Origin of the sequence: Salmonella sp. JXY0409-18 (assembly GCF_020268625.1) — a bacterium.
GTDB classification, from domain to species: Bacteria; Pseudomonadota; Gammaproteobacteria; order Enterobacterales; family Enterobacteriaceae; genus Salmonella; species Salmonella enterica.
This window is the reverse complement of sequence record NZ_CP084216.1, coordinates 2,964,095-2,987,798: the sequence shown is the minus strand read 5'-3', so window position 1 is coordinate 2,987,798 and position 23,704 is coordinate 2,964,095. Positions and strand designations below refer to the sequence as shown.

General features: G+C 53.5%; 21 protein-coding genes, 1 pseudogene and 1 riboswitch. Of the genes and pseudogenes, 18 read left to right on the top strand and 4 right to left on the bottom strand.

What is annotated here, in order from left to right; genetic code table 11:
* Nucleotides 1-8: 8 nt before the first annotated feature.
* Complete coding sequence (locus LDB27_RS14480) at nt 9-1,232, bottom strand: O-antigen polymerase (protein ID WP_001531176.1); 1,224 nt, start codon at nt 1,230-1,232, stop codon at nt 9-11.
* Between the two features lie 255 nt (nt 1,233-1,487).
* On the opposite strand from LDB27_RS14480, the pseudogene LDB27_RS14475 reads away from it, so the two are divergent.
* From LDB27_RS14475 to hutH, 6 genes and pseudogenes are all read left to right on the top strand, one after another.
* Nucleotides 1,488-1,765, top strand: a pseudogene (locus LDB27_RS14475) (LexA family transcriptional regulator).
* A 466-nt stretch (nt 1,766-2,231) separates the two neighbouring features.
* Nucleotides 2,232-3,455, top strand: coding sequence for an imidazolonepropionase (gene hutI, locus LDB27_RS14470; protein ID WP_001249491.1), 1,224 nt, complete (start codon nt 2,232-2,234; stop codon nt 3,453-3,455).
* Nucleotides 3,452-4,393 carry a formimidoylglutamase gene (hutG, locus tag LDB27_RS14465; RefSeq protein ID WP_000195685.1) on the top strand — a complete coding sequence of 314 codons (942 nt, stop codon included), beginning with the start codon at nt 3,452-3,454 and terminating at the stop codon, nt 4,391-4,393. Before hutI ends, hutG begins: the two co-directional genes overlap by 4 nt.
* Before the next feature lie 44 nt (nt 4,394-4,437).
* Nucleotides 4,438-5,163, top strand: coding sequence for a histidine utilization repressor (locus LDB27_RS14460; RefSeq protein ID WP_000287407.1), 726 nt, complete (start codon nt 4,438-4,440; stop codon nt 5,161-5,163).
* A gap of 196 nt (nt 5,164-5,359) precedes the next feature.
* The gene (gene hutU / locus LDB27_RS14455; RefSeq protein ID WP_001115217.1) at nt 5,360-7,045 is read left to right on the top strand and encodes a urocanate hydratase; all 1,686 of its coding nucleotides are present in this window, start codon (nt 5,360-5,362) and stop codon (nt 7,043-7,045) included.
* A gap of 1 nt (nt 7,046) precedes the next feature.
* Nucleotides 7,047-8,567: a histidine ammonia-lyase gene (hutH, locus tag LDB27_RS14450; RefSeq protein WP_001092486.1), complete on the top strand. Its 1,521-nt coding sequence runs from the start codon at nt 7,047-7,049 to the stop codon at nt 8,565-8,567.
* A gap of 84 nt (nt 8,568-8,651) precedes the next feature.
* Here the strand turns inward: hutH and LDB27_RS14445 are convergent, their stop codons facing one another.
* Both LDB27_RS14445 and bioA read right to left on the bottom strand, forming a co-directional pair.
* Complete coding sequence (locus LDB27_RS14445) at nt 8,652-9,128, bottom strand: kinase inhibitor (protein ID WP_000767407.1); 477 nt, start codon at nt 9,126-9,128, stop codon at nt 8,652-8,654.
* A gap of 57 nt (nt 9,129-9,185) precedes the next feature.
* Entirely contained in the window at nt 9,186-10,475 is a 1,290-nt protein-coding gene (gene bioA, locus LDB27_RS14440) for an adenosylmethionine--8-amino-7-oxononanoate transaminase (RefSeq protein ID WP_000205509.1), read from the bottom strand.
* 86 nt (nt 10,476-10,561) lie between these two features.
* On the opposite strand from bioA, the gene bioB reads away from it, so the two are divergent.
* The 7 genes from bioB to slrP all read left to right on the top strand — a co-directional run bounded on the left by bioB (nt 10,562) and on the right by slrP (nt 19,603).
* On the top strand, nt 10,562-11,602 hold the full coding sequence (gene bioB, locus LDB27_RS14435) for a biotin synthase BioB (protein ID WP_000090727.1): 1,041 nt from the start codon (nt 10,562-10,564) through the stop codon (nt 11,600-11,602).
* Complete coding sequence (gene bioF / locus LDB27_RS14430; RefSeq protein WP_001628673.1) at nt 11,599-12,756, top strand: 8-amino-7-oxononanoate synthase; 1,158 nt, start codon at nt 11,599-11,601, stop codon at nt 12,754-12,756. The genes bioB and bioF overlap by 4 nt, the downstream gene beginning before the upstream one ends.
* Nucleotides 12,740-13,495 (top strand): malonyl-ACP O-methyltransferase BioC, encoded by a 756-nt coding sequence (gene bioC, locus LDB27_RS14425; RefSeq protein WP_000079904.1) that lies wholly within the window; start codon nt 12,740-12,742, stop codon nt 13,493-13,495. Before bioF ends, bioC begins: the two co-directional genes overlap by 17 nt.
* Complete coding sequence (gene bioD, locus LDB27_RS14420; RefSeq protein WP_000167222.1) at nt 13,488-14,174, top strand: dethiobiotin synthase; 687 nt, start codon at nt 13,488-13,490, stop codon at nt 14,172-14,174. Before bioC ends, bioD begins: the two co-directional genes overlap by 8 nt.
* Nucleotides 14,175-14,824: 650 nt before the next feature.
* Nucleotides 14,825-16,846, top strand: a complete 2,022-nt coding sequence (uvrB, locus tag LDB27_RS14415; RefSeq protein WP_000042502.1) for an excinuclease ABC subunit UvrB — start codon at nt 14,825-14,827, stop codon at nt 16,844-16,846.
* Between the two features lie 308 nt (nt 16,847-17,154).
* The gene (locus LDB27_RS14410; protein ID WP_001563585.1) at nt 17,155-17,328 is read left to right on the top strand and encodes a hypothetical protein; all 174 of its coding nucleotides are present in this window, start codon (nt 17,155-17,157) and stop codon (nt 17,326-17,328) included.
* Between the two features lie 7 nt (nt 17,329-17,335).
* On the top strand, nt 17,336-19,603 hold the full coding sequence (slrP, locus tag LDB27_RS14405) for an SPI-1 type III secretion system effector E3 ubiquitin transferase SlrP (RefSeq protein ID WP_000482003.1): 2,268 nt from the start codon (nt 17,336-17,338) through the stop codon (nt 19,601-19,603).
* 91 nt (nt 19,604-19,694) lie between these two features.
* Here slrP and yvcK read toward each other — a convergent pair whose 3' ends face one another.
* Nucleotides 19,695-20,603: a uridine diphosphate-N-acetylglucosamine-binding protein YvcK gene (yvcK, locus tag LDB27_RS14400; protein ID WP_225519855.1), complete on the bottom strand. Its 909-nt coding sequence runs from the start codon at nt 20,601-20,603 to the stop codon at nt 19,695-19,697.
* 264 nt (nt 20,604-20,867) lie between these two features.
* Nucleotides 20,868-21,012: riboswitch (molybdenum cofactor riboswitch) on the top strand.
* Here yvcK and moaA point away from each other — a divergent pair.
* From moaA to moaE, 5 genes are all read left to right on the top strand, one after another.
* A complete protein-coding gene (gene moaA / locus LDB27_RS14395; RefSeq protein WP_000168180.1) occupies nt 21,000-21,989 on the top strand; it encodes a GTP 3',8-cyclase MoaA in 990 nt (329 codons plus the stop codon). Its footprint overlaps the riboswitch before it by 13 nt.
* A 21-nt stretch (nt 21,990-22,010) precedes the next feature.
* On the top strand, nt 22,011-22,523 hold the full coding sequence (moaB, locus tag LDB27_RS14390) for a molybdenum cofactor biosynthesis protein B (protein ID WP_000084604.1): 513 nt from the start codon (nt 22,011-22,013) through the stop codon (nt 22,521-22,523).
* 2 nt (nt 22,524-22,525) lie between these two features.
* Nucleotides 22,526-23,011 carry a cyclic pyranopterin monophosphate synthase MoaC gene (moaC, locus tag LDB27_RS14385; protein ID WP_000080894.1) on the top strand — a complete coding sequence of 162 codons (486 nt, stop codon included), beginning with the start codon at nt 22,526-22,528 and terminating at the stop codon, nt 23,009-23,011.
* A complete protein-coding gene (gene moaD / locus LDB27_RS14380; protein ID WP_000598599.1) occupies nt 23,004-23,249 on the top strand; it encodes a molybdopterin synthase sulfur carrier subunit in 246 nt (81 codons plus the stop codon). The genes moaC and moaD overlap by 8 nt, the downstream gene beginning before the upstream one ends.
* 1 nt (nt 23,250) lies before the next feature.
* Nucleotides 23,251-23,703: a molybdopterin synthase catalytic subunit MoaE gene (gene moaE, locus LDB27_RS14375; RefSeq protein WP_001209386.1), complete on the top strand. Its 453-nt coding sequence runs from the start codon at nt 23,251-23,253 to the stop codon at nt 23,701-23,703.
* Nucleotide 23,704: the final 1 nt, after the last annotated feature.

The following is a 23,704-nucleotide window of genomic DNA, read 5'->3' as shown; positions in this document are numbered from 1 at the left end:
CGTGATATTTATGCACTATTCTTAAGAAAAACGAACTTTTTTCTATTGAAAAATACGAAAGAAGATGCAATGTATACCATAAATGCCACCATTAAATGCTCAGGGAAAAGCCAGCCCATACTTACAGGTATTATACTTATGCCAATACAAAAAAGGAACATTATGAAATAATGAGCCGATTTATTCTCTTGTGTCTTATTGGAGAAATATTTTGCGAGAATACCCTTAAATACACCTGACACAATAAGCCAGACAGGTGTGAAGAGCCCAAAATCAGCATATAGCTCACCGTAACCAAATGCTGGAGCACCCTCATTTCTGTAGAATGCATCAGGGAAGAATACCTTTGCCAGATGCAACGCGCCAAAATCATCAGGTTTACTAGGCCATATGGCTCTCGGAATCCTTGAGTAAACCTCGCTCTCCATCAAAAGCTTTCCATACATGAAGTCAAAGTTTGATGATGCAACCAGAACAGCATTACGGGTATAGTCAGAGTAATTTGCCATGTTCTCAATAGGGTTTCCGTCAGTAAAAGTATAAGCAAAAAATGCTGTAACAATGAAAGCTATGACAGCAAACGATTTAACTAGGAACATGAATCTAATTCTTTTATTTTCAATATAAGAAAGATAAAGAATAAATGCTATAAATATGCTAAATATAGGTCCTTTGTTGCCGTGAAGGAATATAAGAACGCAGTTAATTAAAACAATAGCAACGCAAAATAACTTTGATTTTTTGTGTGTGAAAAAAGCACAAATAGAAGCTACCAGTGAAAACATTAATGAAGGATAAAAATAAATACCATACCCTGTACGTGTTAGTTCATAAATCCTGCGAGGGATCAGTATGTACTCTCTGAACTCAATAAGAACCGGAAGATAGAAAAAGAATGCAAGTAGCGTGAATAAAATAGATGAGAATACGTACCTTGGATCATTACTTATTTTTGTAACGCTATCTACTTCCTTTCTTTGAGAGTAAAGATATGAAAGTACGAATGATGCTATATAAAGCACATAACAAGTATAGAAAAATAAATATTCTGAGTTGTATTCCTGAATGCCTGAAAGGTAAACAAATATACCCTCAAAAATGTATAGTGTTGGAACAGTTATTATTAAATAGGGAACCATTACATTTACAATCTTTCCCTCTACTTTGACAGAAATGGCGTAAAGGAAAACAACAAACAATAAACATAATGTAATGTATGAGATTATAATCATACTGAACCTTTAGAAAAAGATGATTAATATTAAAAATATTAATAATATTGCTACTACACAAACAATAAATGGCGTAGAAAATCTACTGGCGATGTACTCAGAATCAGGAAGTTTATTTTCATTGCTCATATCTTTACCAATTAATTAAAATAATCTATTGACATTTTAACACTCATTAACATCACAATCTACCGCATTATAACGGTAACTTCATCACAATCTGACAATGTAAATGCACTTGATCTACGGTGAGTAATGGGATTCCCACCGCCAGCAGCAGATTACGTTGAGCAGCGCATATCACTCGACCAGCGCATCATATCGAGGCCAGCGGCTACATAACACTACCGCGAGGCACCATTAGCGGTGCTCTGCCTGTCGTTGATGCCTCACTGACGGCATGTGATGGTTCGTTGCTGGTTTGCAGACAGTAAGGAGCGAAGAGATGCCGGTGCACGATCCAGGATGCGATATTTGGTGTGATCACCTACATCATCAACGATGCACGCTCTTGTGAGTTTGATGATAGCTAGGTGATGTGAGACAGAAATGAGACACACAAAGCTTTGCATCGGTTTGCAAGGCTTTGTGTGCCTTTGGAGTGCGACATGTTTTTATGACAAAAAATTAGCGCAAGAAGACAAAAAATCACCTTGCGCTAATGCTCTGTTACAGGTCACTAATGTAGTGTAAGTTATTGATTGTTAGTGACTGGAAATGCCGTATTTTACCGTGTTTTGTTGTATATTAATCAATCAAAATTTATCGTATATAATTGATTATATTGAATATTAACGTTCTGTATTCTGCTTTTTTATACTAAGTTGAACGAAACGGGAAGGCGAAAAGGTAAAAAGTTCCTTTTCAGGCTGGAAACACCTGTAGCATCAGATAGTTTTATCACAATTAAGCAACAACTTTCGCGCTTTGAGTTGACAACCCGGAGCAGAAAGAAAATAAATGTCTATACAACTCATGACAGGCAAGAGAGCGACAGGAATGCGGCAACTTTTACCGGGCGATACTGTCTGGCGAAACATCAGGCTGGCGACAATGGACCCGCAGCGGCAAGCCCCGTACGGGCTGGTGGATAACCAGGCGCTGATTGTACGCGGAGGGCATATTTGCGATATCGTGCCAGAGACGCAGCTTCCTGTCAGCGGGGACAATATCCATGATATGCAGGGACGACTGGTAACCCCGGGACTTATCGATTGCCACACGCATCTGGTGTTTGCCGGTAACCGCGCCGCAGAGTGGGAACAGCGGCTTAACGGCGCGTCATACCAGCATATTAGCGCTCAGGGTGGCGGCATTAACGCGACGGTATCAGCAACCCGCGCCTGTGCAGAAGAGACGCTCTACCTGCTGGCGCGCGAACGCATGATGCGCCTTGCCAGCGAAGGCGTTACGCTGCTGGAGATTAAATCCGGCTATGGTCTGGAGCTGGCGACAGAAGAAAAGCTGTTGCGCGTCGCTGCAAAACTTGCCGCCGAAAACGCTATCGACATTAGCCCCACGCTACTTGCCGCTCATGCTACGCCAGCGGAGTATCGTGACGACCCGGACGGCTACATCACTCTGGTCTGCGAGACGATGATTCCGCAGCTCTGGCAAAAAGGGTTATTTGATGCGGTAGACCTCTTTTGCGAGAGCGTCGGCTTTAATGTGGCGCAGAGTGAGCGCGTATTGCAGACGGCGAAGGCGTTAGGTATTCCCGTTAAAGGCCATGTTGAGCAGCTTTCGCTGTTGGGCGGCGCGCAGCTGGTGAGTCGTTATCAGGGTTTATCGGCGGATCATATCGAATATCTTGATGAAGCGGGCGTCGCGGCGATGCGTGACGGCGGTACTGTCGGCGTGTTGTTGCCCGGCGCGTTTTATTTTCTGCGCGAGACGCAGCGCCCGCCGGTCGAACTGCTGCGCCGCTATCAGGTGCCTGTCGCCGTCGCCAGCGATTTCAATCCCGGCACCAGCCCGTTTTGCAGTTTGCATCTGGCGATGAATATGGCCTGCGTACAGTTTGGTCTGACGCCGGAAGAGGCATGGGCGGGCGTTACTCGCCATGCCGCTCGCGCGCTGGGAAGACAGGCGACGCATGGGCAGATCAGGGCCGGCTACCGGGCGGATTTTGTGGTATGGGATGCTGAACAGCCGGTAGAGATAGTGTATGAGCCGGGGCGTAACCCTTTATATCAGCGGGTATACAGAGGAAAAATCTCATGACGCAATGGTATCCGGCTTCTCCGGCGCTTTGGCAGGGGCGCGATGACAGTATAGAAGCGCCGGATGCGCGGCGTCTGTTTCAGACCGTCACGCGCAGCGAGACCTTTTCCCCCGAAAACTGGCAGCAAAAGATCGCGTTAATGGGATTTGCCTGCGACGAGGGGGTAAAACGCAATGCAGGGCGTCCCGGCGCGGCAGGCGCCCCGGACGCGTTGCGTAAAGCGCTGGCGAATATGGCCAGCCACCAGGGACATGAACGGCTGGTGGATTTAGGCAATTGGGTTGCGCCGACGCCCGATCTGGAAGGCGCGCAGCAGGCCTTGCGCGATGCGGTAAGCCGCTGCCTGCGGGCCGGGATGCGCACGCTGGTGTTGGGCGGCGGGCATGAAACCGCGTTTGGACACGGCGCGGGGGTGCTGGACGTGTTTGCGCAGGAAAGCGTAGGGATCATTAATCTTGATGCGCATCTGGATCTCCGTCAGACCGACCGGGCAACATCCGGTACGCCGTTTCGTCAACTGGCGCAGCTATGCGACGCGCAGAGCCGCGCGTTTCATTATGCCTGTTTCGGCGTGAGCCGTGCGGCCAATACGCAGGCGTTGTGGCGGGAAACGCAGTGGCGGAATGTTACCGTGGTGGAGGATCTGGACTGCCATGACGCGCTGGCGCAGATGACGCAGTTTATCGACAAGGTGGATAAAATTTATCTGACTATCGATCTCGACGTATTGCCTGTCTGGGAAATGCCGGCCGTCTCCGCTCCCGCAGCGCTGGGCGTGCCACTGATACAGGTTCTGCGTTTAATTGAGCCGGTTTGCCGCAGCGGAAAATTACAGGCGGCGGATCTGGTTGAATTTAATCCACGCTTTGATGAAGATGGCGCAGCGGCGCGCGTGGCGGCGCGGCTTGGCTGGCAAATCGCGCACTGGTGGCGTTAATCTGTCATCCGGAAAACACTATCCGCATAAGGAAGGCTTCACGCATGTATTCATCCCGCTCCCGTTCTGCGCCTGCGCCTTTTTACGAAACGGTGAAACAGGACATCTGTAAAAAAATAGCCGACGGCGTCTGGCAGCCGCACGATCGCATTCCGTCGGAAGCTGAACTGGTCGCGCAGTATGGCTTTAGCCGAATGACCATCAACCGGGCGCTGCGTGAGCTGACGGATGAAGGGTGGCTGGTGCGTTTACAGGGCGTGGGGACGTTTGTCGCCGAACCAAAAGGCCAGTCCGCGCTGTTTGAAGTCCGCAGTATCGCCGAGGAGATTGCCGCCCGCCGTCATCAGCATCGTTGTGAGGTGCTCACGCTGGAGCGCGTGCGGGCAAACGCCATCCAGGCCAGCGCTCTCAACGTCAATGAGAGCGATGTCATTTTCCATTCCATCATGGTGCATTATGAAAACGATCTGCCGGTACAAATTGAAGATCGCTGCGTGAATGCGGATATTGCCGTGGATTATCTGACGCAGGATTACCGTCAGACCACGCCGCACGCTTATTTGTCGCGGATCGCGCCGCTAACGGAAGGGGAACATATTGTGGAGGCGGTGCGCGCCACGGCGCAAGAGTGCGCGTGGTTAACTATCAAAGAGCATGAGCCTTGTCTGCTCATTCGTCGTACAACCTGGTCCGCGTCGCGGATTGTTTCTCACGCCCGCTTACTTTTCCCCGGGTCGCGCTACCGGCTACAGGGACGATTTATCTCCTGAGCGGACTGCTGCCGGAAAACGTGATTGCTGACACAATATAACAAAATTGTATTATTTTTGTTAATTCTATTCTTGTGCTTACTTGTATAGACAAGTATATGTCTGATTCTTATCTGTGGGTCTGCGGCGGTGCCTGATAGTGGCGTTTTAGCGTTATTTGGCGATGGCAGATCGATAATAATGAGGAGTCATTGCTATGCCTGAAAGCAAGTATCGTCAGCAGACTATCCGCGCGCCCAGAGGCACGGTATTAACGGCGAAAAGCTGGCTGACAGAAGCCCCGCTGCGGATGTTAATGAATAATCTCGATCCTGACGTGGCGGAAAATCCGCATGAGCTGGTGGTCTACGGCGGGATTGGTCGCGCCGCGCGCAACTGGGAATGCTATGACGCTATTGTTGATGCGCTCACCCGGCTGGAGGCGGACGAAACGTTGCTTATTCAGTCTGGCAAACCGGTCGGCGTATTTAAAACGCACGACAACGCGCCGCGGGTATTAATCGCCAACTCCAACCTGGTTCCCCACTGGGCGACATGGGAACATTTTAACGAACTGGATGCGAAAGGGCTGGCGATGTACGGTCAGATGACGGCCGGAAGCTGGATCTATATCGGCAGCCAGGGAATCGTGCAGGGAACATACGAAACCTTTGTCGAGGCGGGGCGTCAGCACTATAACGGCACGCTGGCGGGACGCTGGGTGCTGACCGCCGGGCTGGGCGGCATGGGCGGCGCGCAACCGCTAGCCGCGACGCTGGCCGGAGCGTGTTCGCTGACGATTGAATGCCAGCAAAGCCGTATCGATTTTCGTCTGCGTACTCGCTACGTGGATGAGCAGGCCGCCACGCTGGATGACGCGTTGGCCCGCATTACGCGCTACACCCGCGAGGGGAAAGCCGTGTCCGTCGCCCTGTGCGCGAACGCGGCGGATATCCTGCCGGAACTGGTTAATCGCGGCGTGCGCCCGGACCTGGTGACCGATCAGACCAGCGCCCACGATCCGCTACATGGCTATTTACCCTCCGGCTGGCGCTGGGAGGAGTATCAGAAAAACGCGCAATCCGATCCCCACGGGACGATGCAGGCAGCGAAACGTTCCATGGCGGCGCATGTTCGGGCGATGCTGGCGTTCAGTCAAATGGGCGTGCCGACCTTTGACTATGGCAACAATATTCGCCAGATGGCGAAAGAGATGGGGGTGGAAAACGCCTTTGATTTTCCGGGATTTGTGCCAGCCTATATTCGTCCGCTGTTCTGTCGTGGCATCGGGCCGTTTCGCTGGGTGGCGCTGTCCGGCGATCCGCAGGATATCTATAAAACCGATGCCAAAGTCAAAGAGATAGTGGCTGAGGATAAACATCTGCATCACTGGCTGGATATGGCGCGCGAGCGCATTCATTTTCAGGGGCTACCGGCGCGTATCTGCTGGGTAGGTCTGGAGTGGCGGCAAAAACTGGGGCTGGCGTTCAACGAAATGGTGCGTTGCGGTGAGGTATCCGCGCCTATTGTGATTGGCCGCGATCACCTGGATTCCGGTTCTGTCGCCAGCCCTAACCGTGAAACCGAAGCGATGCGCGACGGTTCCGACGCGGTTTCCGACTGGCCGCTGTTAAATGCGTTGCTGAATACCGCCAGCGGGGCGACATGGGTATCGCTCCATCATGGCGGCGGGGTGGGGATGGGGTTTTCGCAACACGCCGGTATGGTGATTGTCTGTGATGGCACTGACGAGGCCGCCGCGCGTATTCGCCGCGTGTTACACAACGATCCGGCGACGGGCGTCATGCGCCATGCCGATGCCGGATATGATCTCGCGGTGGAATGCGCTGTTGAGCAAGGTCTGAATTTACCGATGGTTGCGGCGACGCAGGGGAAAGGCTGATATGAACACCATAACACTCACTCCGGGGCAGTTAAGCCTCTCTCAACTGTACGATGTCTGGCGTCATCCGGTACAGCTTCGGCTGGACGCCAGCGCCATTGACGGCATTAACGCCAGCGTCGCGTGCGTCAATGATATCGTTGCCGAAGGGCGTACCGCCTACGGCATCAACACCGGTTTCGGCCTGCTGGCGCAGACGCGCATCGCTGATGAAGACTTGCAAAATCTACAGCGATCGTTGGTGCTGTCTCACGCCGCGGGCGTAGGCGACCCACTGGATGACGCGATGGTGCGTCTGATCATGGTATTGAAAATCAATAGTCTGGCGCGCGGGTTTTCCGGGATTCGGTTGAGCGTGATAGAAGCGCTCATCGCTCTGGTGAATGCCGGCGTGTATCCGCTGATTCCGGCAAAAGGGTCGGTTGGCGCGTCGGGCGACTTAGCGCCGCTGGCGCATCTGTCGCTGACGCTGCTTGGCGAAGGAAAAGCGCGCTGGCAGGGCGAATGGCTTCCGGCGCAGACGGCGCTAAAAAAGGCCGGACTGGAGCCTGTCGCGCTGGCGGCCAAAGAGGGGCTGGCGCTGCTTAACGGCACCCAGGCGTCGACGGCCTTCGCGCTGCGTGGTTTGTTTGAGGCACAGGAGTTATTTGCCTCCGCCGTTGTCTGCGGCGCGCTGACTACCGAAGCCGTACTAGGATCGCGCCGTCCTTTTGATGCGCGCATTCATGCCGCGCGCGGACAACAGGGGCAAATTGACGTCGCGCGGTTGTTCCGGCATCTGCTGACCGATACCAGCGCCATTGCTGAATCACATCACCACTGTCATAAAGTTCAGGACCCGTATTCCCTTCGCTGCCAGCCGCAGGTAATGGGCGCTTGTCTGACCCAGTTACGTCAGACGAAAGAGGTACTGCTGGCTGAGGCCAACGCGGTGTCCGATAATCCGCTGGTCTTTGCCGATGCGGGGGAGGTGATCTCCGGCGGTAACTTCCATGCTGAACCGGTTGCCATGGCGGCGGATAATCTGGCGCTGGCGATAGCGGAAATCGGCGCGCTATCGGAGCGGCGCATTGCGCTGATGATGGATAAACATATGTCGCAGTTACCGCCGTTTCTGGTGAAAAATGGCGGCGTTAATTCCGGTTTTATGATTGCCCAGGTCACCGCCGCAGCGCTCGCCAGCGAGAATAAAGCGCTGGCGCACCCGCACAGCGTGGATAGCCTGCCGACCTCGGCGAATCAGGAAGATCATGTCTCAATGGCCCCGGCGGCAGGACGGCGACTCTGGGAAATGGCGGCGAATACCCGCGGCATCATTGCCGTGGAGTGGCTGGCTGCCTGTCAGGGGATAGATTTACGGGAAGGGTTAACCTCCAGCCCGTTACTGGAACAGGCGCGGCAGACACTACGCGAGCGGGTGGCGCACTATACGCAGGATCGTTTTTTCGCACCCGATATTGAGTGTGCGACGGCGCTGCTGGCGCAAGGCGCGTTACAGCGTCTGGTGCCGGACTTTATGTGAATGCTGCCGGATGGCGAGGCGCGTATTCGGCTTACCCAACCCGTTGGCAGGATAAGACGTTTACGCCGCCATCCGGCACAGCGTTTAACTGAACATCGCCGTGATCGAGGCGCTGGCGAGCGAATGGAAATGCACGTTAAAGCCGACCATCGCGCCGCTGGCGTCTTCATCAACCTCAAGACGCTCGACGTCCAGCGCGTGAACCGTAAAGATATAGCGGTGCGTTTCCCCTTTAGGCGGCGCCGCGCCGCCGTAGCCCGCTTTACCGAAATCGGTACGCGTCTGAATGACGCCGTCTGGTACGGCCACCAGGCCTGAGCCGAACCCCTGGGTCAGTACGCGCGTATCCGCCGGGAGGTTCACCACCACCCAGTGCCACCAGCCGGAGCCGGTCGGCGCGTCGGGATCGTAACAGGTCACGACAAAACTTTTGGTGCCCATCGGCACGTCGTCCCAGGCCAGATGCGGCGAAATATTATCGCCATCATAGCCCATACCGTTAAAAACGTGGCGATGAGGAAGTTTATCTCCATCGCGCAAATCGTTGCTGATAAGTTTCATGCGCTCTCCTTTTGACTCACCAGAAGTGTAGCCAGAAGCAGCATCGCTTACCGCTGATTAATGGCTAAAAAATGTTTCATTGTGTACCGCGTCATTGACCGCCTGGGTCAAACAGCGCAGTTGATCCGGACGAATAATGTAGGGCGGCATCAGGTAGATTAGCTTGCCGAACGGCCTGATCCAGACGCCTTGCCCGACGAAGAAGCGTTGAAGCGCCGCCATATTGACCGGATGCGTGGTTTCAACCACCCCAATCGCGCCCAACACCCGCACATCCGCCACCCAGGGAGAACTTTGCGCGGGGGCTAACTCAGCGTGTAACTGAGACTCGATAGACGCCACCTGCTGACGCCATTCGCCGCTTTCCAGCAGCGTCAGGCTGGCGCAAGCGACGGCGCAGGCCAGCGGATTCCCCATAAACGTCGGGCCATGCATAAAACACCCCGCCTCGCCGTTGCTAATAGTCTCTGCAACCTGGCGTGTCGTGAGCGTTGCCGAGAGGGTCATGGTGCCGCCGGTTAAGGCTTTGCCGAGACACAGAATATCCGGCGCGATCCCGGCGTGCTCGCAGGCGAACAGTTTGCCGGTACGGCCAAACCCGGTGGCTATTTCATCGGCAATCAGCAGAATGCCTTCGCGATCGCACATGTTACGAATACGCCTGAGCCATTGTGGATGATATATGCGCATCCCGCCCGCGCCCTGAACGATAGGTTCCAGAATCACGGCGGCGATTTCATGGCGATGCGCGGCCATCAGGCGGGCAAATGGCGCGATGTCGCTTTCATCCCATTCGCCATCCATCCGGCTTTGCGGCGCCGGCGCGAACAGATTTTCCGGCAGATAGCCTTTCCACAAGCTGTGCATGGAGTTATCCGGATCGCACACCGACATCGCGCCGAACGTGTCGCCATGATAACCGTGGCGAAACGTCAGAAAACGCTGACGCGATTCGCCCCGCGCCTGCCAGTACTGCAGCGCCATCTTCATGGCCACTTCTACCGACACCGAACCGGAGTCGGCCAGAAAGACACACTCCAGCTGCTCAGGCGTTATCGCGACCAGCTTACGGCACAGATTCACCGCAGGTTGATGGGTTATGCCGCCGAACATGACATGCGACATGGCGTCAATTTGCGCTTTCATCGCCGCGTTCAATTGCGGGTGGTTATAACCATGAATGGCCGCCCACCAGGAGGACATCCCCTCAATCAGGCGTTCGCCCGAGGCGAGAACCAACTCGCAGCCTTCGGCCCGCTCAACGGGATATACCGGCAGCGGCGAGGTCATGGAAGTGTAAGGATGCCAAATATGGCGTTTATCGAAGGCCAGATCGTCCGTTGTCATAATCGACTTGTAAACCAAATTAAAAAGATTTAGGTTTACGAGTCTACACCATATCAAAAACAAACAACATATTTTGGAGAAGCCCGATGGCTCGCCACCCACGCTGGACACTGTCGCAAGTAACCGAATTATTTGAAAAACCACTGCTGGAATTGCTGTTTGAAGCGCAGCAAATTCATCGCCAGCATTTCGATCCGCAGCAGGTACAGGTTAGTACGCTGCTGTCCATCAAAACCGGCGCCTGCCCGGAGGATTGTAAATACTGCCCGCAGAGCTCGCGCTATAAAACCGGGCTGGAAGCCGAGCGTTTAATGGAAGTGGAGCAGGTACTGGACTCCGCCCGTAAAGCGAAAAACGCCGGTTCGACCCGCTTCTGTATGGGGGCGGCCTGGAAGAATCCGCATGAACGCGATATGCCTTATCTGGAGCAGATTGTACAGGGCGTCAAAGCGATGGGGCTGGAAACCTGTATGACGCTCGGTATGTTGAACGAGAGCCAGGCGCAGCGTCTGGCTAACGCCGGGCTGGATTACTACAACCACAACCTCGATACCTCGCCGGAGTTTTACGGCAATATCATCACTACCCGTACCTATCAGGAGCGCCTCGACACGCTGGAAAAAGTCCGTGAAGCAGGGATTAAAGTGTGCTCCGGCGGCATTGTGGGTCTGGGCGAAACGGTTACCGATCGCGCCGGACTGTTGTTGCAGTTGGCGAACCTGCCGACGCCGCCGGAAAGCGTGCCAATCAACATGCTGGTGAAGGTGAAAGGCACACCGCTTGCGGATAACGATGACGTGGATGCGTTTGATTTTATTCGTACTATCGCCGTGGCGCGCATCATGATGCCGACCTCATACGTGCGTCTTTCCGCAGGACGTGAACAGATGAACGAGCAGACCCAGGCGATGTGCTTTATGGCCGGGGCGAACTCGATTTTCTATGGCTGCAAATTGTTAACTACGCCAAATCCGGCAGAGGACAAGGATCTGCAGTTATTCCGTAAGCTGGGGCTGAATCCGCAGCAGACCAGGGTGCTGGCGGGCGATAACGAGCAGCAGCAACGTCTGGAGCAGACGCTGATGACGCCTGACACCGATGATTATTACAACGCGGCAGCCTTATGAGTTGGCAACAACGCGTCGACGATGCGCTGACGGCGCGTCGGGCGACGGATACGTTGCGCCGCCGCTATGTGGTGTCGCAGGGCGCCGGACGCTGGCTGGTAGCTAACGGGCGACAGTATCTTAACTTCTCCAGCAATGATTACCTCGGCTTAAGTCAACACCCGCAGATTATTCGCGCCTGGCAACAGGCAGCGATGCGTTTTGGCGTCGGCAGCGGCGGGTCGGGTCATATCAGCGGTTATTCCGTGGCGCACCAGGCGTTAGAGGAGGAACTGGCGCAATGGTTAGGATATCCACGCGCGCTACTGTTTATCTCTGGCTTTGCGGCGAATCAGGCGGTCATTACCGCCTTAATGAAAAAAAATGACCGGATTGTGGCCGACAGGTTGAGTCATGCTTCCCTGCTGGAGGCCGCTAATCTGAGTCCGGCGCAGCTTCGCCGCTTTATCCATAACGATACGCAGCATCTGTCGCGTTTACTGCAATCGCCCTGCGTGGGTCAGCAACTGGTGGTGACAGAAGGTGTATACAGCATGGACGGCGACAGCGCGCCGCTGGCGGAAATCCAGCACATTGCCCGCAGGCATCATGCCTGGCTGTTGGTTGATGATGCGCACGGCATCGGCGTGACTGGCGATGAGGGGCGGGGCACCTGCTGGCAACGGGGGGTGAAGCCTGAGTTGCTGGTAGTGACTTTCGGTAAGGGGTTTGGCGTCAGCGGCGCAGCGGTGCTCTGCTCGGAAAGCGTCGCGGATTATCTGCTGCAATTTGCCCGCCATCTGGTTTACAGCACCAGTATGCCGCCCGCCCAGGCGCAGGCGTTAAGCGCCTCGCTGGCGGTGATCCGTAGCGATGAAGGTGGTGAACGGCGCGAAAAACTCGCCGCTCTGGTTCAGCGCTTTCGGGCCGGCGTTAACGCGTCCCGATTTACGCTACTGAATGCCCATAGCGCCATCCAGCCGTTAATCGTGGGCGATAACAGCCGTGCATTGCGCCTGGCGGAGGCGCTACGTCAACAAGGATGCTGGGCGACGGCGATTCGTCCGCCGACGGTGCCTGTCGGTACGGCGCGCCTGCGCTTAACGTTAACGCAGGCGCATGAAGCGTGCGATATAGACCGTCTGCTGGAGGTGCTGCATGGCGCAGGTGAATAAGCAGGCTATTGCGGCGGCGTTTGGCCGGGCCGCATCGCAATATGAACAACACGCCTCTTTGCAGCAACACAGCGCGGATGCGCTACTGACGCTGTTGGCAGGCCGCCAGTTTGCCAGTGTGTTGGACGCAGGCTGCGGCCCTGGACGTATGAGTCGTTACTGGCGAGAGCGGGGGAGCGAAGTGACCGCCCTGGATCTTTCGCTGGCGATGCTGCAACAGGCGCGCGATCGTCAGGCGGCGCATCACTATTTGCTGGCGGATATCGAAGCGATTCCCCATGACGCCGAAGTTTTTGACCTGGCCTGGAGCAACCTGGCGGTCCAGTGGTGCGGCGATTTACGTGATGCGTTGAGCGAGTTGTATCGGGTTGTACGGCCCGGCGGCGTGGTGGCGTTTACCACCTTGTGCCAGGGGTCGTTGCCGGAGCTGCGTCAGGCATGGCAGGCCGTCGATAATCGCGCTCACGCGAATAGCTTTTTGCCGGAAGAGGCCATTGACCACGCGCTGCGCGGCTGGCGGGCGTCTCGTCATACTCAGGCGATGACATTGTGGTTTGAGGATGCCCTGAGTGCGATGCGCTCGCTTAAAGGCATTGGCGCCACCCATCTTCATGAAGGGCGGGAGTCGGATGTATTAACCCGCGCCCGGCTTAGACAGATTCAACTGGCATGGCCGCAGCGGCAGGGGAAATATCCGCTGACGTACCATCTTTTTATGGGAGTGATTGAACGTGACTAAACGCTATTTTGTGACCGGTACTGATACTGAAGTCGGTAAAACGGTTGCCAGTTGCGCCTTATTGCAGGCCGCAACGCAGTTAGGTTATCAAACCGTAGGCTATAAGCCCGTCGCTTCCGGCAGCGAAATGACAACCGACGGGCTACGCAATAGCGATGCCCTGGCCTTGCAGCGTAACAGCAGCCTCCCGCAACCTTATTCCGCTATCAATCCTTATACTTTTGCCGAGCCTACCTCTCCCCACATCGTTAGCGCCGACGAAGGCCGGGCGATAGACGCGGCGGTATTATCACGCGGATTGCGAACGCTGGAGGCGCAGGCAGACTGGGTGTTGACAGAAGGGGCGGGCGGCTGGTTTACACCGCTCTCTGCCACGCTGACGTTTGCCGACTGGGTACAGACGGAGCAGCTGCCGGTGATTCTGGTTGTTGGCGTCAAGCTGGGCTGTATTAATCACGCCATGCTGACGGCACTGGCGGTAGAACAGGCCGGATTACCACTTGTCGGATGGATAGCCAACGACATACAGCCGCCGGGCGCGCGTCATGGTGAATATCTCGCGACGCTTCGCCGCGTCATACCGGCCCCGCTGTTAGGGGAAATCCCGTGGCTGGGCGTTTCTCCATCGCAGGCGGCGACAGGACAGTATCTGGACCTTAGCCCCCTGGAACGCGCCTGACCGCGCTTAAAAACCGCCTTCTTGCAGGATCTGACGATCCTGCTGTTCTTTCGCCAGAACCTCCTGACGTCTCCATGCTAAAAATGTGCAAAATGTGAGCGTCTACGCCTCAATTTTTCCCTTCTCGTTAGCCAATAATCTGCCAAAAATAGCGATAATTTTTTTTTATCGCCCGGCGAAAACGTCAAGGGCTGATTTTGCCAGGCGGCAGGGGATACGGGCTGGAAGCAGTTATCCACTATTCCTGTGGATAACCTTGTGTATTAGAGTTAGAAAACACAACGTAAGCGAGAGGCGACGCGGCCTGCGACTAAATTGGCGCGAAAGACGGCTTGAGAAAATATCCCTTTCTAGACAGCAAGTTATATAAAATCAATGGTTGTAAAGGAAGGGGGATACGTTGACATAAAACTTTCATCATCCGACTTGACAAATGTTAAAAAAGACTCTGGTCTGGGGATAACCAGCACACTGCTGGAATTTTACCCCGCGACTGTCTATGTTTTACCTCTAAATAGCGTGGGGTATCTGCCGATAGCCATTATACACTGGAGTGTTACTGTTTTTTCATCCAGTATTTTTTATTGGCAATATTCACCGTCGAGAGTAAAATTACACCCCTGCCCGCTCACTCCTTCAGGTAGCCGCTCATGAGTAAACCGTTCAAACTGAATTCCGCTTTTAAACCTTCTGGCGATCAGCCGGACGCTATACGTCGTCTGGAAGAAGGGCTGGAGGACGGGCTGGCGCATCAGACGTTATTGGGCGTGACCGGTTCCGGGAAGACATTCACCATTGCCAACGTCATTGCGGACTTGCAGCGGCCAACGATGGTGCTTGCGCCCAATAAAACCCTGGCGGCGCAGCTCTACGGCGAAATGAAAGAGTTTTTCCCGGAAAACGCGGTGGAGTATTTCGTCTCCTACTATGACTACTATCAGCCGGAAGCGTATGTGCCAAGTTCGGATACGTTTATCGAAAAAGACGCTTCGGTAAACGAACATATTGAGCAAATGCGGTTGTCGGCAACGAAAGCGTTGCTTGAGCGACGCGATGTCGTGGTGGTGGCTTCCGTGTCCGCGATTTACGGTCTGGGCGATCCGGATCTCTACCTGAAAATGATGCTGCATCTGACGGTGGGAATGCTGATTGACCAGCGCGCGATTTTGCGTCGGCTGGCGGAATTGCAATACACCCGTAACGATCAAGCTTTTCAGCGTGGTACCTTTCGCGTGCGCGGCGAAGTGATCGACATCTTCCCGGCTGAATCTGACGATATCGCGCTACGCGTTGAGCTGTTTGATGAAGAAGTGGAACGCCTGTCGCTGTTCGACCCGTTAACCGGGCAGGTAGAGTCAACGGTGCCACGTTATACTATCTATCCCAAAACGCACTACGTGACGCCGCGCGAGCGTATTCTGCAGGCGATGGAAGAGATAAAAGATGAGCTGGCGGACAGGCGTAAGGTCTTGCTGGCGAATAATAAGCTGCTTGAAGAGCAGCGATTAAGCCAGCGCACGCAGTTCGATTTAGAGATGATGAACGAGCTGGGCTACTGCTCAGGCATTGAAAACTATTCCCGCTTTCTGTCGGGCCGCGGGCCGGGCGAACCGCCGCCAACCTTGTTCGATTATCTGCCCGCCGACGGACTGCTGGTGGTGGATGAGTCTCATGTCACCATCCCGCAGATAGGCGGCATGTACCGCGGCGACCGGGCGCGCAAAGAGACGCTGGTCGAGTATGGCTTCCGTCTGCCTTCGGCGCTGGATAACCGTCCGCTGAAGTTTGAGGAGTTTGAAGCCTTAGCGCCGCAAACTATCTATGTTTCCGCCACGCCCGGCAACTATGAGCTGGAAAAATCTGGTGATGAGGTGGTGGATCAGGTCGTGCGACCGACCGGGCTGCTGGACCCGATTATTGAAGTGCGTCCGGTGGCGACCCAGGTGGACGATCTGCTGTCCGAAATTCGTCAGCGTGCGGCCATTAATGAGCGTGTCCTTGTCACTACGCTTACCAAACGGATGGCGGAAGATTTGACCGAATATCTGGAAGAACACGGCGAGCGCGTGCGTTACCTGCACTCAGATATTGATACCGTGGAGCGCATGGAAATCATCCGCGATTTGCGTCTGGGCGAGTTTGACGTTCTGGTGGGGATTAACCTGCTGCGCGAAGGGCTGGATATGCCGGAAGTCTCGCTGGTGGCGATTCTGGACGCCGATAAAGAGGGCTTCCTGCGCTCCGAGCGCTCCCTGATTCAGACCATAGGACGCGCGGCGCGTAACGTTAATGGTAAAGCGATTCTGTATGGCGATAAAATCACGCCGTCGATGGCGAAGGCGATTGGCGAAACCGAGCGACGTCGCGAGAAGCAGCAGAAGTACAACGAAGAGCACGGTATCACTCCGCAGGGGCTGAATAAAAAAGTGGTCGACATCCTGGCGCTGGGGCAGAACATTGCGAAAACCAAAGCGAAGGGGAAAGGCAAGGGCCGTTCTACGGCAAAAGCCGGAATTGTCGAACTGGATATGACGCCGAAAGCGTTGCAGCAGAAAATTCATGAACTGGAAGGGCAAATGATGCAGCACGCGCAAAATCTGGAGTTTGAAGAAGCCGCGCAAATTCGCGACCAGTTGCACCAGTTACGCGAGTTGTTTATCGCGGCGTCCTGACAATGTGTCGATCGGCAGCGAGTCATCGTTACCATGGCTCGCTTTTGAGAATTTCAGTGCAATAGTAAGGGCTAAGTCAGTCAGGAATGAAAAACAGTGACAGGCTTTGACTAACGGGATTGTCGAAAAACTCAAAACATCAATGGGGTAGCTAGTTTAATCACAACTGAAGAAAATTAGCGTTGAGGCTGAACCCAACGCTAATTTTCCCTCTCTCCTCGGCTATGAAAAAAAACGCCCCGTATTATCGGTATAGCTATCCTTATGATCGTCATTTTAATCTTATGTGAGTTCGTTGAAAGCGTGTCATGGCAACAGATTACATCATTCTACTTAAAAAAGAGGTGATGGAAGCGCGAGCATTTATAAGTCAAGCGCTGCAAATACTGAATGATTTGTCCGAAATAATGATGACTATGACCTCTTGTTTAAAGTTGAGAATATCCTTATCTGTTACTTTAGGTTACGTTCAGATCAGGTAGGGAAAATATGTTTAATATTACTAATATACAATCTACGGCAAGGCATCAAAGTATTAGCAATGAGGCATCAACAGAGGTGCCTTTAAAAGAAGAGATATGGAATAAAATAAGTGCCTTTTTCTCTTCAGAACATCAGGTTGAAGCACAAAGCTGCATCGCTTATCTTTGTCATCCACCTGAAACCGCCTCGCCAGAAGAGATCAAAAGCAAGTTTGAATGTTTGAGGGAGTTAGCCTTCCCGGCGTATGCGGATAATATTCAGAGTAATAGAGGGGGGACAGACCAATACTGTATTTTGAATGAAAATAGTCAGGAAATTCTGTCTATAATTTTTAATACAGAGGGCTATACCGTTGAGGGAGGGGGAAAGTCAGTCACCTATACCCGTGTAACAGAAAGCGAGCAGGCGAGTAGCGCTTCCGGCTCCAAAGTTGCTGTGAATTATGAGTTAATCTGGTCTGAGTGGGTAAAAGAGGCACCAGCGGAAGAGGCAGCAAATCGTGAAGAAGCCGTACAACGGATGCGTGACTGCCTGAAAAATAATAAGACGGAACTCCGTCTGAAAATATTAGGACTTACCACTATACCCGCCTGTATTCCTGAGCAGATAACTACTCTGACACTCGATAACAATGAACTGAAAAGTTTGCCGGAAAATTTACAGGGAAATATAAAGACCCTGTATGCCAGCAGTAATCGGCTAACCAGTATCCCTGCCACGTTACCGGATACCATACAGAAAATGGAGCTGAGCATTAACCGTATTACTGAATTACCGGAACGTTTGCCTTCAGCGCTTCAATCGCTGGATCTTTTCCATAATAAAATTAGTTCTTTACCTGAAAATCTACCTGAGGAACTTCGGTACCTGAGCGTTTATGATAACCGCATAAGGACACTGCCAGAACATCTTCCGTCAGGGATTACCCATTTGAATGTGCAGAGTAATTCGTTAACCGCTCTGCCTGAAACATTGCCGCCGGGCCTGAAGAATCTGGAGGCCGGCGAAAATGCCTTAACCAGTCTGCCCGCATCGTTACCACCAGAATTACAGTTCCTGGATGTAAGTAAAAATCAGATTACTGTTCTGCCTGAAACACTACCTCCCACGATAACAACGCTGGACGTTTCCCGTAACGCATTGAGTAATCTACCGGAAAACCTCCCGGCGGCATTACAAATAATGCAGGCCTCTCGCAATCGCCTGGTCCGTCTCCCGGAGTCGTTACCCCATTTTCGTGGTGAAGGACCTCAACCTACAAGAATAATCGTAGAACGTAATCCTTTTTCAGAACGAACAATACAGAATATGCAGCGGCTAATGTCCTCTGCGGGTTATCAGGGACCCCGGGTATTGTTTGCCATGGGCGACTTTTCAACTGTTCGGGTAACTCGACCACTGCATCAAGCTGTCCGGGGGTGGCTAACCAATCTCGAGGAGGAAGACGTCAACCAATGGCGGGCGTTTGAGACGGAAGTAAACGCGGCAGCCTTCAGCATGTTTCTGGATCGTCTTGGCGATACGCAGAACACCCGACATTCGGATTTTAAGGAGCAAGTCTCCGCCTGGCTAATGCGCCTGGCTGATGATAGCACACTAAGAGAAACCGCATTTATTATAGCGATGGATGCAACGATAAGCTGTGAAGATCGGGTCACACTGGCATACCACCAAATGCAGGAAGCGACGTTGGTTCATGATGCTGAAAGAGGCGTCTTTGATAGCCACTTAGCGGAACTGATTATGGCGGGGCGTGAAATCTTTCGGCTGGAGCAAATAGAATCGCTCGCGAGAGAAAAGGTAAAACGGCTGTTTTTTATTGACGAAATCGAAGTATTTCTGGGTTTTCAGAATCAGTTACGAGAGTCGCTGTCGCTGACAACAATGACCCAGGATATGCGATTTTATAACGTTTCGGGTATCACTGAGTCTGACCTTGACGAGGCGGAATTAAGGATAAAAATTGCTGAAAATAGGGATTTTCACAAATGGTTTGCGCTGTGGGGGCCGTGGCATAAAGTGCTGGAGCGTATAGCGCCAGAAGAGTGGCGTGAAATGATGGCTAAAAGGGCTGAGTATATTGAAACGGATGAGTATCAGAGCCGGGTCAATGCTGAACTGGAAGCGTTAGGAATAGCGGGTGATCCTGACGCAGAGCGCATGGCTGGGATGCGGATAATGGAAGAGATCAATCAGACCCACTTTACTGGGATCATGGAGAATATATTGCTGAAAAAAGAGGTGAGCTCGCTCATGAGCGCCTACTGGCGATAGCTGAACGCAGTTTATCAGAAGGGGGAGAGAGCCTGTTTACCCTTCGGTGTAAACAGGCATCTGATAAGCGCAGCGTCGTCGGTAAACGGGCTTAACCCAACGCCTGTAGCGCTTTTTCCAGCGCATTGTGTAGTAACTGACGATCGTGGCGATAGGAGATATCGCTGGCCTCCAGCACTTCCTGAATCACCACCCGATCGTTCACCGCACTGACGTCAACTTGCGGTCCAACCACCACTGCGTCAATGACTTTTTTGCCAATATATTGCTCCATCATCGCCAGCTTATCGACCAGCGTTAAACTGGCGGCGGGCAGACTCAGTTCGCGGCCCAGATTGCCGATATACACCATTGGCGCCGGGGTGCGCCGCAGCGCCTGCGCCAGTTCATCAAGCAGCAGGCAAGGCATCAGGCTGGTATAAAAACTGCCAGGGCCAATCAGAATCAGATCCGCGTCATTAATGGCCTGTACCGCTTCCCGCGTCGCCGGAACGTTTGGCGTTAACATGATCTCCTGCGGCGGCGTCGCTAACTGATCGATATTCACCTCGCCATAAATCTCATGCCCCTGATCGTCAATCGCCATCAGATCTACCGGTAGCTCCGACATCGGGATCAGCTGCGCGTCCACTTTAAGCAGATTACGAATTAAATTAATCGCTTCCAGAGGCCGCACGCTCAGGTGATCTAACGCCTTTAACATCAAATTTCCGAGGTTATGACCAGAAAGTTCGCCATTACCGCCAAAACGATACTCAAACATAGCGGATGCGACGCTGGGTTCGGTTATTAACTGATTCAGACAGTTGCGCATATCGCCCCAGGCGATTCCGCCTTCCGAGCGGCGAATACGGCCAGTTGACCCCCCGTTATCTGTGGTAGTCACAATGCCGGTCAGGCGCGAACCTAATGAAGAAAGCGAGGAGAGGACGCGTCCTAATCCATGCCCTCCGCCGAGGGCAACGACACGATCAAGGTCAGCCAGCGTACGATTGCGCATAAAAATTCCTGAAGTCAAATAAGCAGCGCTACAGTAGCGCAAGTCGCGGGTTTTCAGCAATTAGCCGACCGGCTAAAAGACAATTAATTATTCCCGACTACCCCTTTATAGCGAGGGCGTTACCACGGCTAAATGATATATATCAATGTAAAAGTGTGATTTTCACGTATTCTGTCGCTAAATAGCACGATCATATCGCTATGTATATGTTTATATAGCGAAAGCGTGATGGCGAAATTGTCATTTACACGCTAGTATCGGCGTAACCACAGTAAACACTCTAGCCTCTGCACCTGGGTCATTTTTGATATGGTGCTTTGGCCGTGACAACGTTTAACGTTTGCCACCAGGGCGCAGGAAGAAATGACTCCGCCTCCCGTATTTGGAAAGGTGTACATGGCTTCACAACTTACCGATGCTTTCGCGCGTAAGTTTTACTACTTGCGTTTGTCGATTACCGATGTGTGCAACTTTCGTTGCACCTACTGTCTGCCGGATGGCTACAAACCTGGCGGCGTCACTAACAACGGTTTCCTTACCGTCGATGAAATTCGTCGCGTTACGCGCGCTTTTGCCAGTCTTGGCACGGAAAAGGTGCGTCTTACCGGCGGCGAGCCTTCATTACGCCGCGATTTTACCGACATCATTGCCGCCGTGGGTGAAAATGATGCTATTCGCCAGATCGCGGTGACCACTAACGGTTATCGACTGGCGCGCGATGCCGCGAACTGGCGCGAAGCGGGGCTGACGGGCGTCAATGTTAGCGTGGATAGTCTGGATGCGCGTCAGTTCCATGCGATTACCGGTCAGGACAAATTCCGCCAGGTGATGGCGGGCATCGATGCCGCCTTTGACGCCGGTTTCGAAAAGGTGAAAGTCAACACCGTGCTGATGCGCGACGTGAATCACCATCAGTTGGATACCTTCCTTGCCTGGATTCAGCCTCGCCCCATTCAGCTACGCTTCATTGAACTTATGGAGACGGGCGAGGGGAGCGATCTCTTCCGCAAACATCATATTTCGGGTCAGGTATTACGCGACGAGCTGATTAAGCGCGGTTGGATCCACCAGCTCCGCCAGCGCAGCGATGGCCCGGCGCAGGTTTTTTGTCACCCCGATTACGCCGGTGAGATCGGCCTCATTATGCCGTATGAAAAAGATTTCTGCGCCACCTGTAATCGCCTGCGTGTTTCGTCTGTCGGTAAGCTGCATTTATGTCTGTTTGGCGACGGCGGCGTAAGTTTACGCGACCTGTTACAGGATGATGCGCAGCAATACGCGCTTGAGGAACGTATTTCCGACGCGTTGCGGGAGAAAAAGCAGACCCATTTCCTTCACCAGAGCAATACTGGTATTACGCAAAATTTATCTTACATTGGCGGTTAATCCTTAATAAGGAGATTTCAGATGAGTCAGGTCAGCGCTGAATTTATCCCGACCCGCATCGCTATTCTTACTGTTTCCAGCCGACGCGGCGAAGAAGACGACACCTCCGGTCATTATCTGCGTGATTCGGCGCAGGAGGCCGGGCATGAAGTGGTGGCGAAAGCCATCGTTAAAGAGAACCGTTACGCGATTCGCGCCCAGGTTTCCGCCTGGATCGCCAGTGATGAGGTGCAGGTCGTATTGATAACTGGTGGGACCGGTTTGACCGAAGGCGATCAGGCGCCGGAAGCGCTGTTGCCGCTGTTCGATCGTGAAGTGGAAGGATTTGGCGAAGTGTTTCGCATGCTCTCGTTTGAAGAGATCGGCACCGCAACTCTGCAGTCGCGCGCGGTAGCTGGCGTGGCGAATAACACCTTGATTTTCGCCATGCCGGGCTCCACAAAAGCGTGCAGAACCGCATGGGAGAATATCATTGCGCCGCAGTTGGATGCCCGTACACGCCCATGTAATTTTCACCCTCATTTAAAGAAATAACGATGTCGCAATTAACCCATATAAACGCCGCAGGCGAAGCGCACATGGTGGACGTTTCCGCGAAAGCGGAAACCGTTCGTGAAGCACGGGCGGAAGCATTCGTTACCATGCGTAGTGAAACGCTGGCGATGATTGTTGATGGCAAACACCACAAGGGCGATGTTTTCGCGACCGCCCGTATTGCCGGTATTCAGGCCGCCAAACGCACCTGGGAGCTGATCCCGCTGTGCCACCCGCTACTGCTAAGTAAAGTGGAGATTCAGCTTCAGGCCGAGCCGGAGCATAACCGCGTGCGTATTGAGTCTCTGTGCCGTCTGACCGGTAAAACCGGCGTCGAAATGGAAGCGTTAACCGCGGCGTCCGTCGCGGCGTTAACCATCTACGACATGTGCAAAGCGGTACAAAAAGATATGGTAATTGGTCCGGTGCGCCTGCTGGCGAAAAGCGGCGGCAAATCGGGGGATTTTAAGGTAGATGCGCATGATTAAGGTGCTTTTCTTCGCCCAGGTTCGCGAGCTTACAGGAACTGACGCGCTGGAGCTTCCAGCAGATTTTTCCACCGTTGAGTCGCTGCGACAGCATCTGGCGACAAAGAGCGATCGTTGGGCGCTGGCGCTGGAAGACGGCAAGCTGTTGGCGGCGGTCAACCAGACGCTGGTAAGTTTTGACCACCCGCTGACGGCGGGCGATGAAGTGGCGTTTTTCCCGCCAGTCACGGGGGGCTAACATGCGCGAAACGCGAATTGTAGTCGGCCCTGCGCCGTTTAGCGTCGGGGAAGAATATTCCTGGCTGGCGGCGCGCGACGAAGACGGCGCGGTCGTCACCTTTACCGGAAAAGTGCGCAATCATAACCTGGGTGATAGCGTTAAGGCGCTGACGCTGGAGCATTATCCCGGCATGACTGAGAAAGCTCTGGCGGAGATCGTCGCGAAGGCGCGTTCCCGCTGGCCGCTGGGGCGGGTCACGGTGATTCATCGCGTTGGCGAATTATGGCCGGGCGATGAGATTGTGTTTGTCGGCGTCACCAGCGCGCACCGCAGTAGCGCGTTCGACGCCGGTCAGTTCATTATGGATTATCTGAAAACCCGTGCGCCGTTCTGGAAGCGTGAAGCCACGCCGGAAGGCGAACGCTGGGTCGAAGCGCGCGACAGCGACCAGCAGTCGGCGAAACGTTGGTAGC

Coding starts and splice junctions, on each gene's coding strand:
- LDB27_RS14480 (WP_001531176.1), bottom strand. CDS start 1,232: ATGATTATAATCTCATACATTACATTATGTTTATTGTTTGTTGTTTTC.
- hutI (WP_001249491.1), top strand. CDS start 2,232: ATGCGGCAACTTTTACCGGGCGATACTGTCTGGCGAAACATCAGGCTG.
- hutG (WP_000195685.1), top strand. CDS start 3,452: ATGACGCAATGGTATCCGGCTTCTCCGGCGCTTTGGCAGGGGCGCGAT.
- LDB27_RS14460 (WP_000287407.1), top strand. CDS start 4,438: ATGTATTCATCCCGCTCCCGTTCTGCGCCTGCGCCTTTTTACGAAACG.
- hutU (WP_001115217.1), top strand. CDS start 5,360: ATGCCTGAAAGCAAGTATCGTCAGCAGACTATCCGCGCGCCCAGAGGC.
- hutH (WP_001092486.1), top strand. CDS start 7,047: ATGAACACCATAACACTCACTCCGGGGCAGTTAAGCCTCTCTCAACTG.
- LDB27_RS14445 (WP_000767407.1), bottom strand. CDS start 9,128: ATGAAACTTATCAGCAACGATTTGCGCGATGGAGATAAACTTCCTCAT.
- bioA (WP_000205509.1), bottom strand. CDS start 10,475: ATGACAACGGACGATCTGGCCTTCGATAAACGCCATATTTGGCATCCT.
- bioB (WP_000090727.1), top strand. CDS start 10,562: ATGGCTCGCCACCCACGCTGGACACTGTCGCAAGTAACCGAATTATTT.
- bioF (WP_001628673.1), top strand. CDS start 11,599: ATGAGTTGGCAACAACGCGTCGACGATGCGCTGACGGCGCGTCGGGCG.
- bioC (WP_000079904.1), top strand. CDS start 12,740: ATGGCGCAGGTGAATAAGCAGGCTATTGCGGCGGCGTTTGGCCGGGCC.
- uvrB (WP_000042502.1), top strand. CDS start 14,825: ATGAGTAAACCGTTCAAACTGAATTCCGCTTTTAAACCTTCTGGCGAT.
- LDB27_RS14410 (WP_001563585.1), top strand. CDS start 17,155: ATGGCAACAGATTACATCATTCTACTTAAAAAAGAGGTGATGGAAGCG.
- slrP (WP_000482003.1), top strand. CDS start 17,336: ATGTTTAATATTACTAATATACAATCTACGGCAAGGCATCAAAGTATT.
- yvcK (WP_225519855.1), bottom strand. CDS start 20,603: ATGCGCAATCGTACGCTGGCTGACCTTGATCGTGTCGTTGCCCTCGGC.
- moaA (WP_000168180.1), top strand. CDS start 21,000: ATGGCTTCACAACTTACCGATGCTTTCGCGCGTAAGTTTTACTACTTG.
- moaB (WP_000084604.1), top strand. CDS start 22,011: ATGAGTCAGGTCAGCGCTGAATTTATCCCGACCCGCATCGCTATTCTT.
- moaC (WP_000080894.1), top strand. CDS start 22,526: ATGTCGCAATTAACCCATATAAACGCCGCAGGCGAAGCGCACATGGTG.
- moaD (WP_000598599.1), top strand. CDS start 23,004: ATGATTAAGGTGCTTTTCTTCGCCCAGGTTCGCGAGCTTACAGGAACT.
- moaE (WP_001209386.1), top strand. CDS start 23,251: ATGCGCGAAACGCGAATTGTAGTCGGCCCTGCGCCGTTTAGCGTCGGG.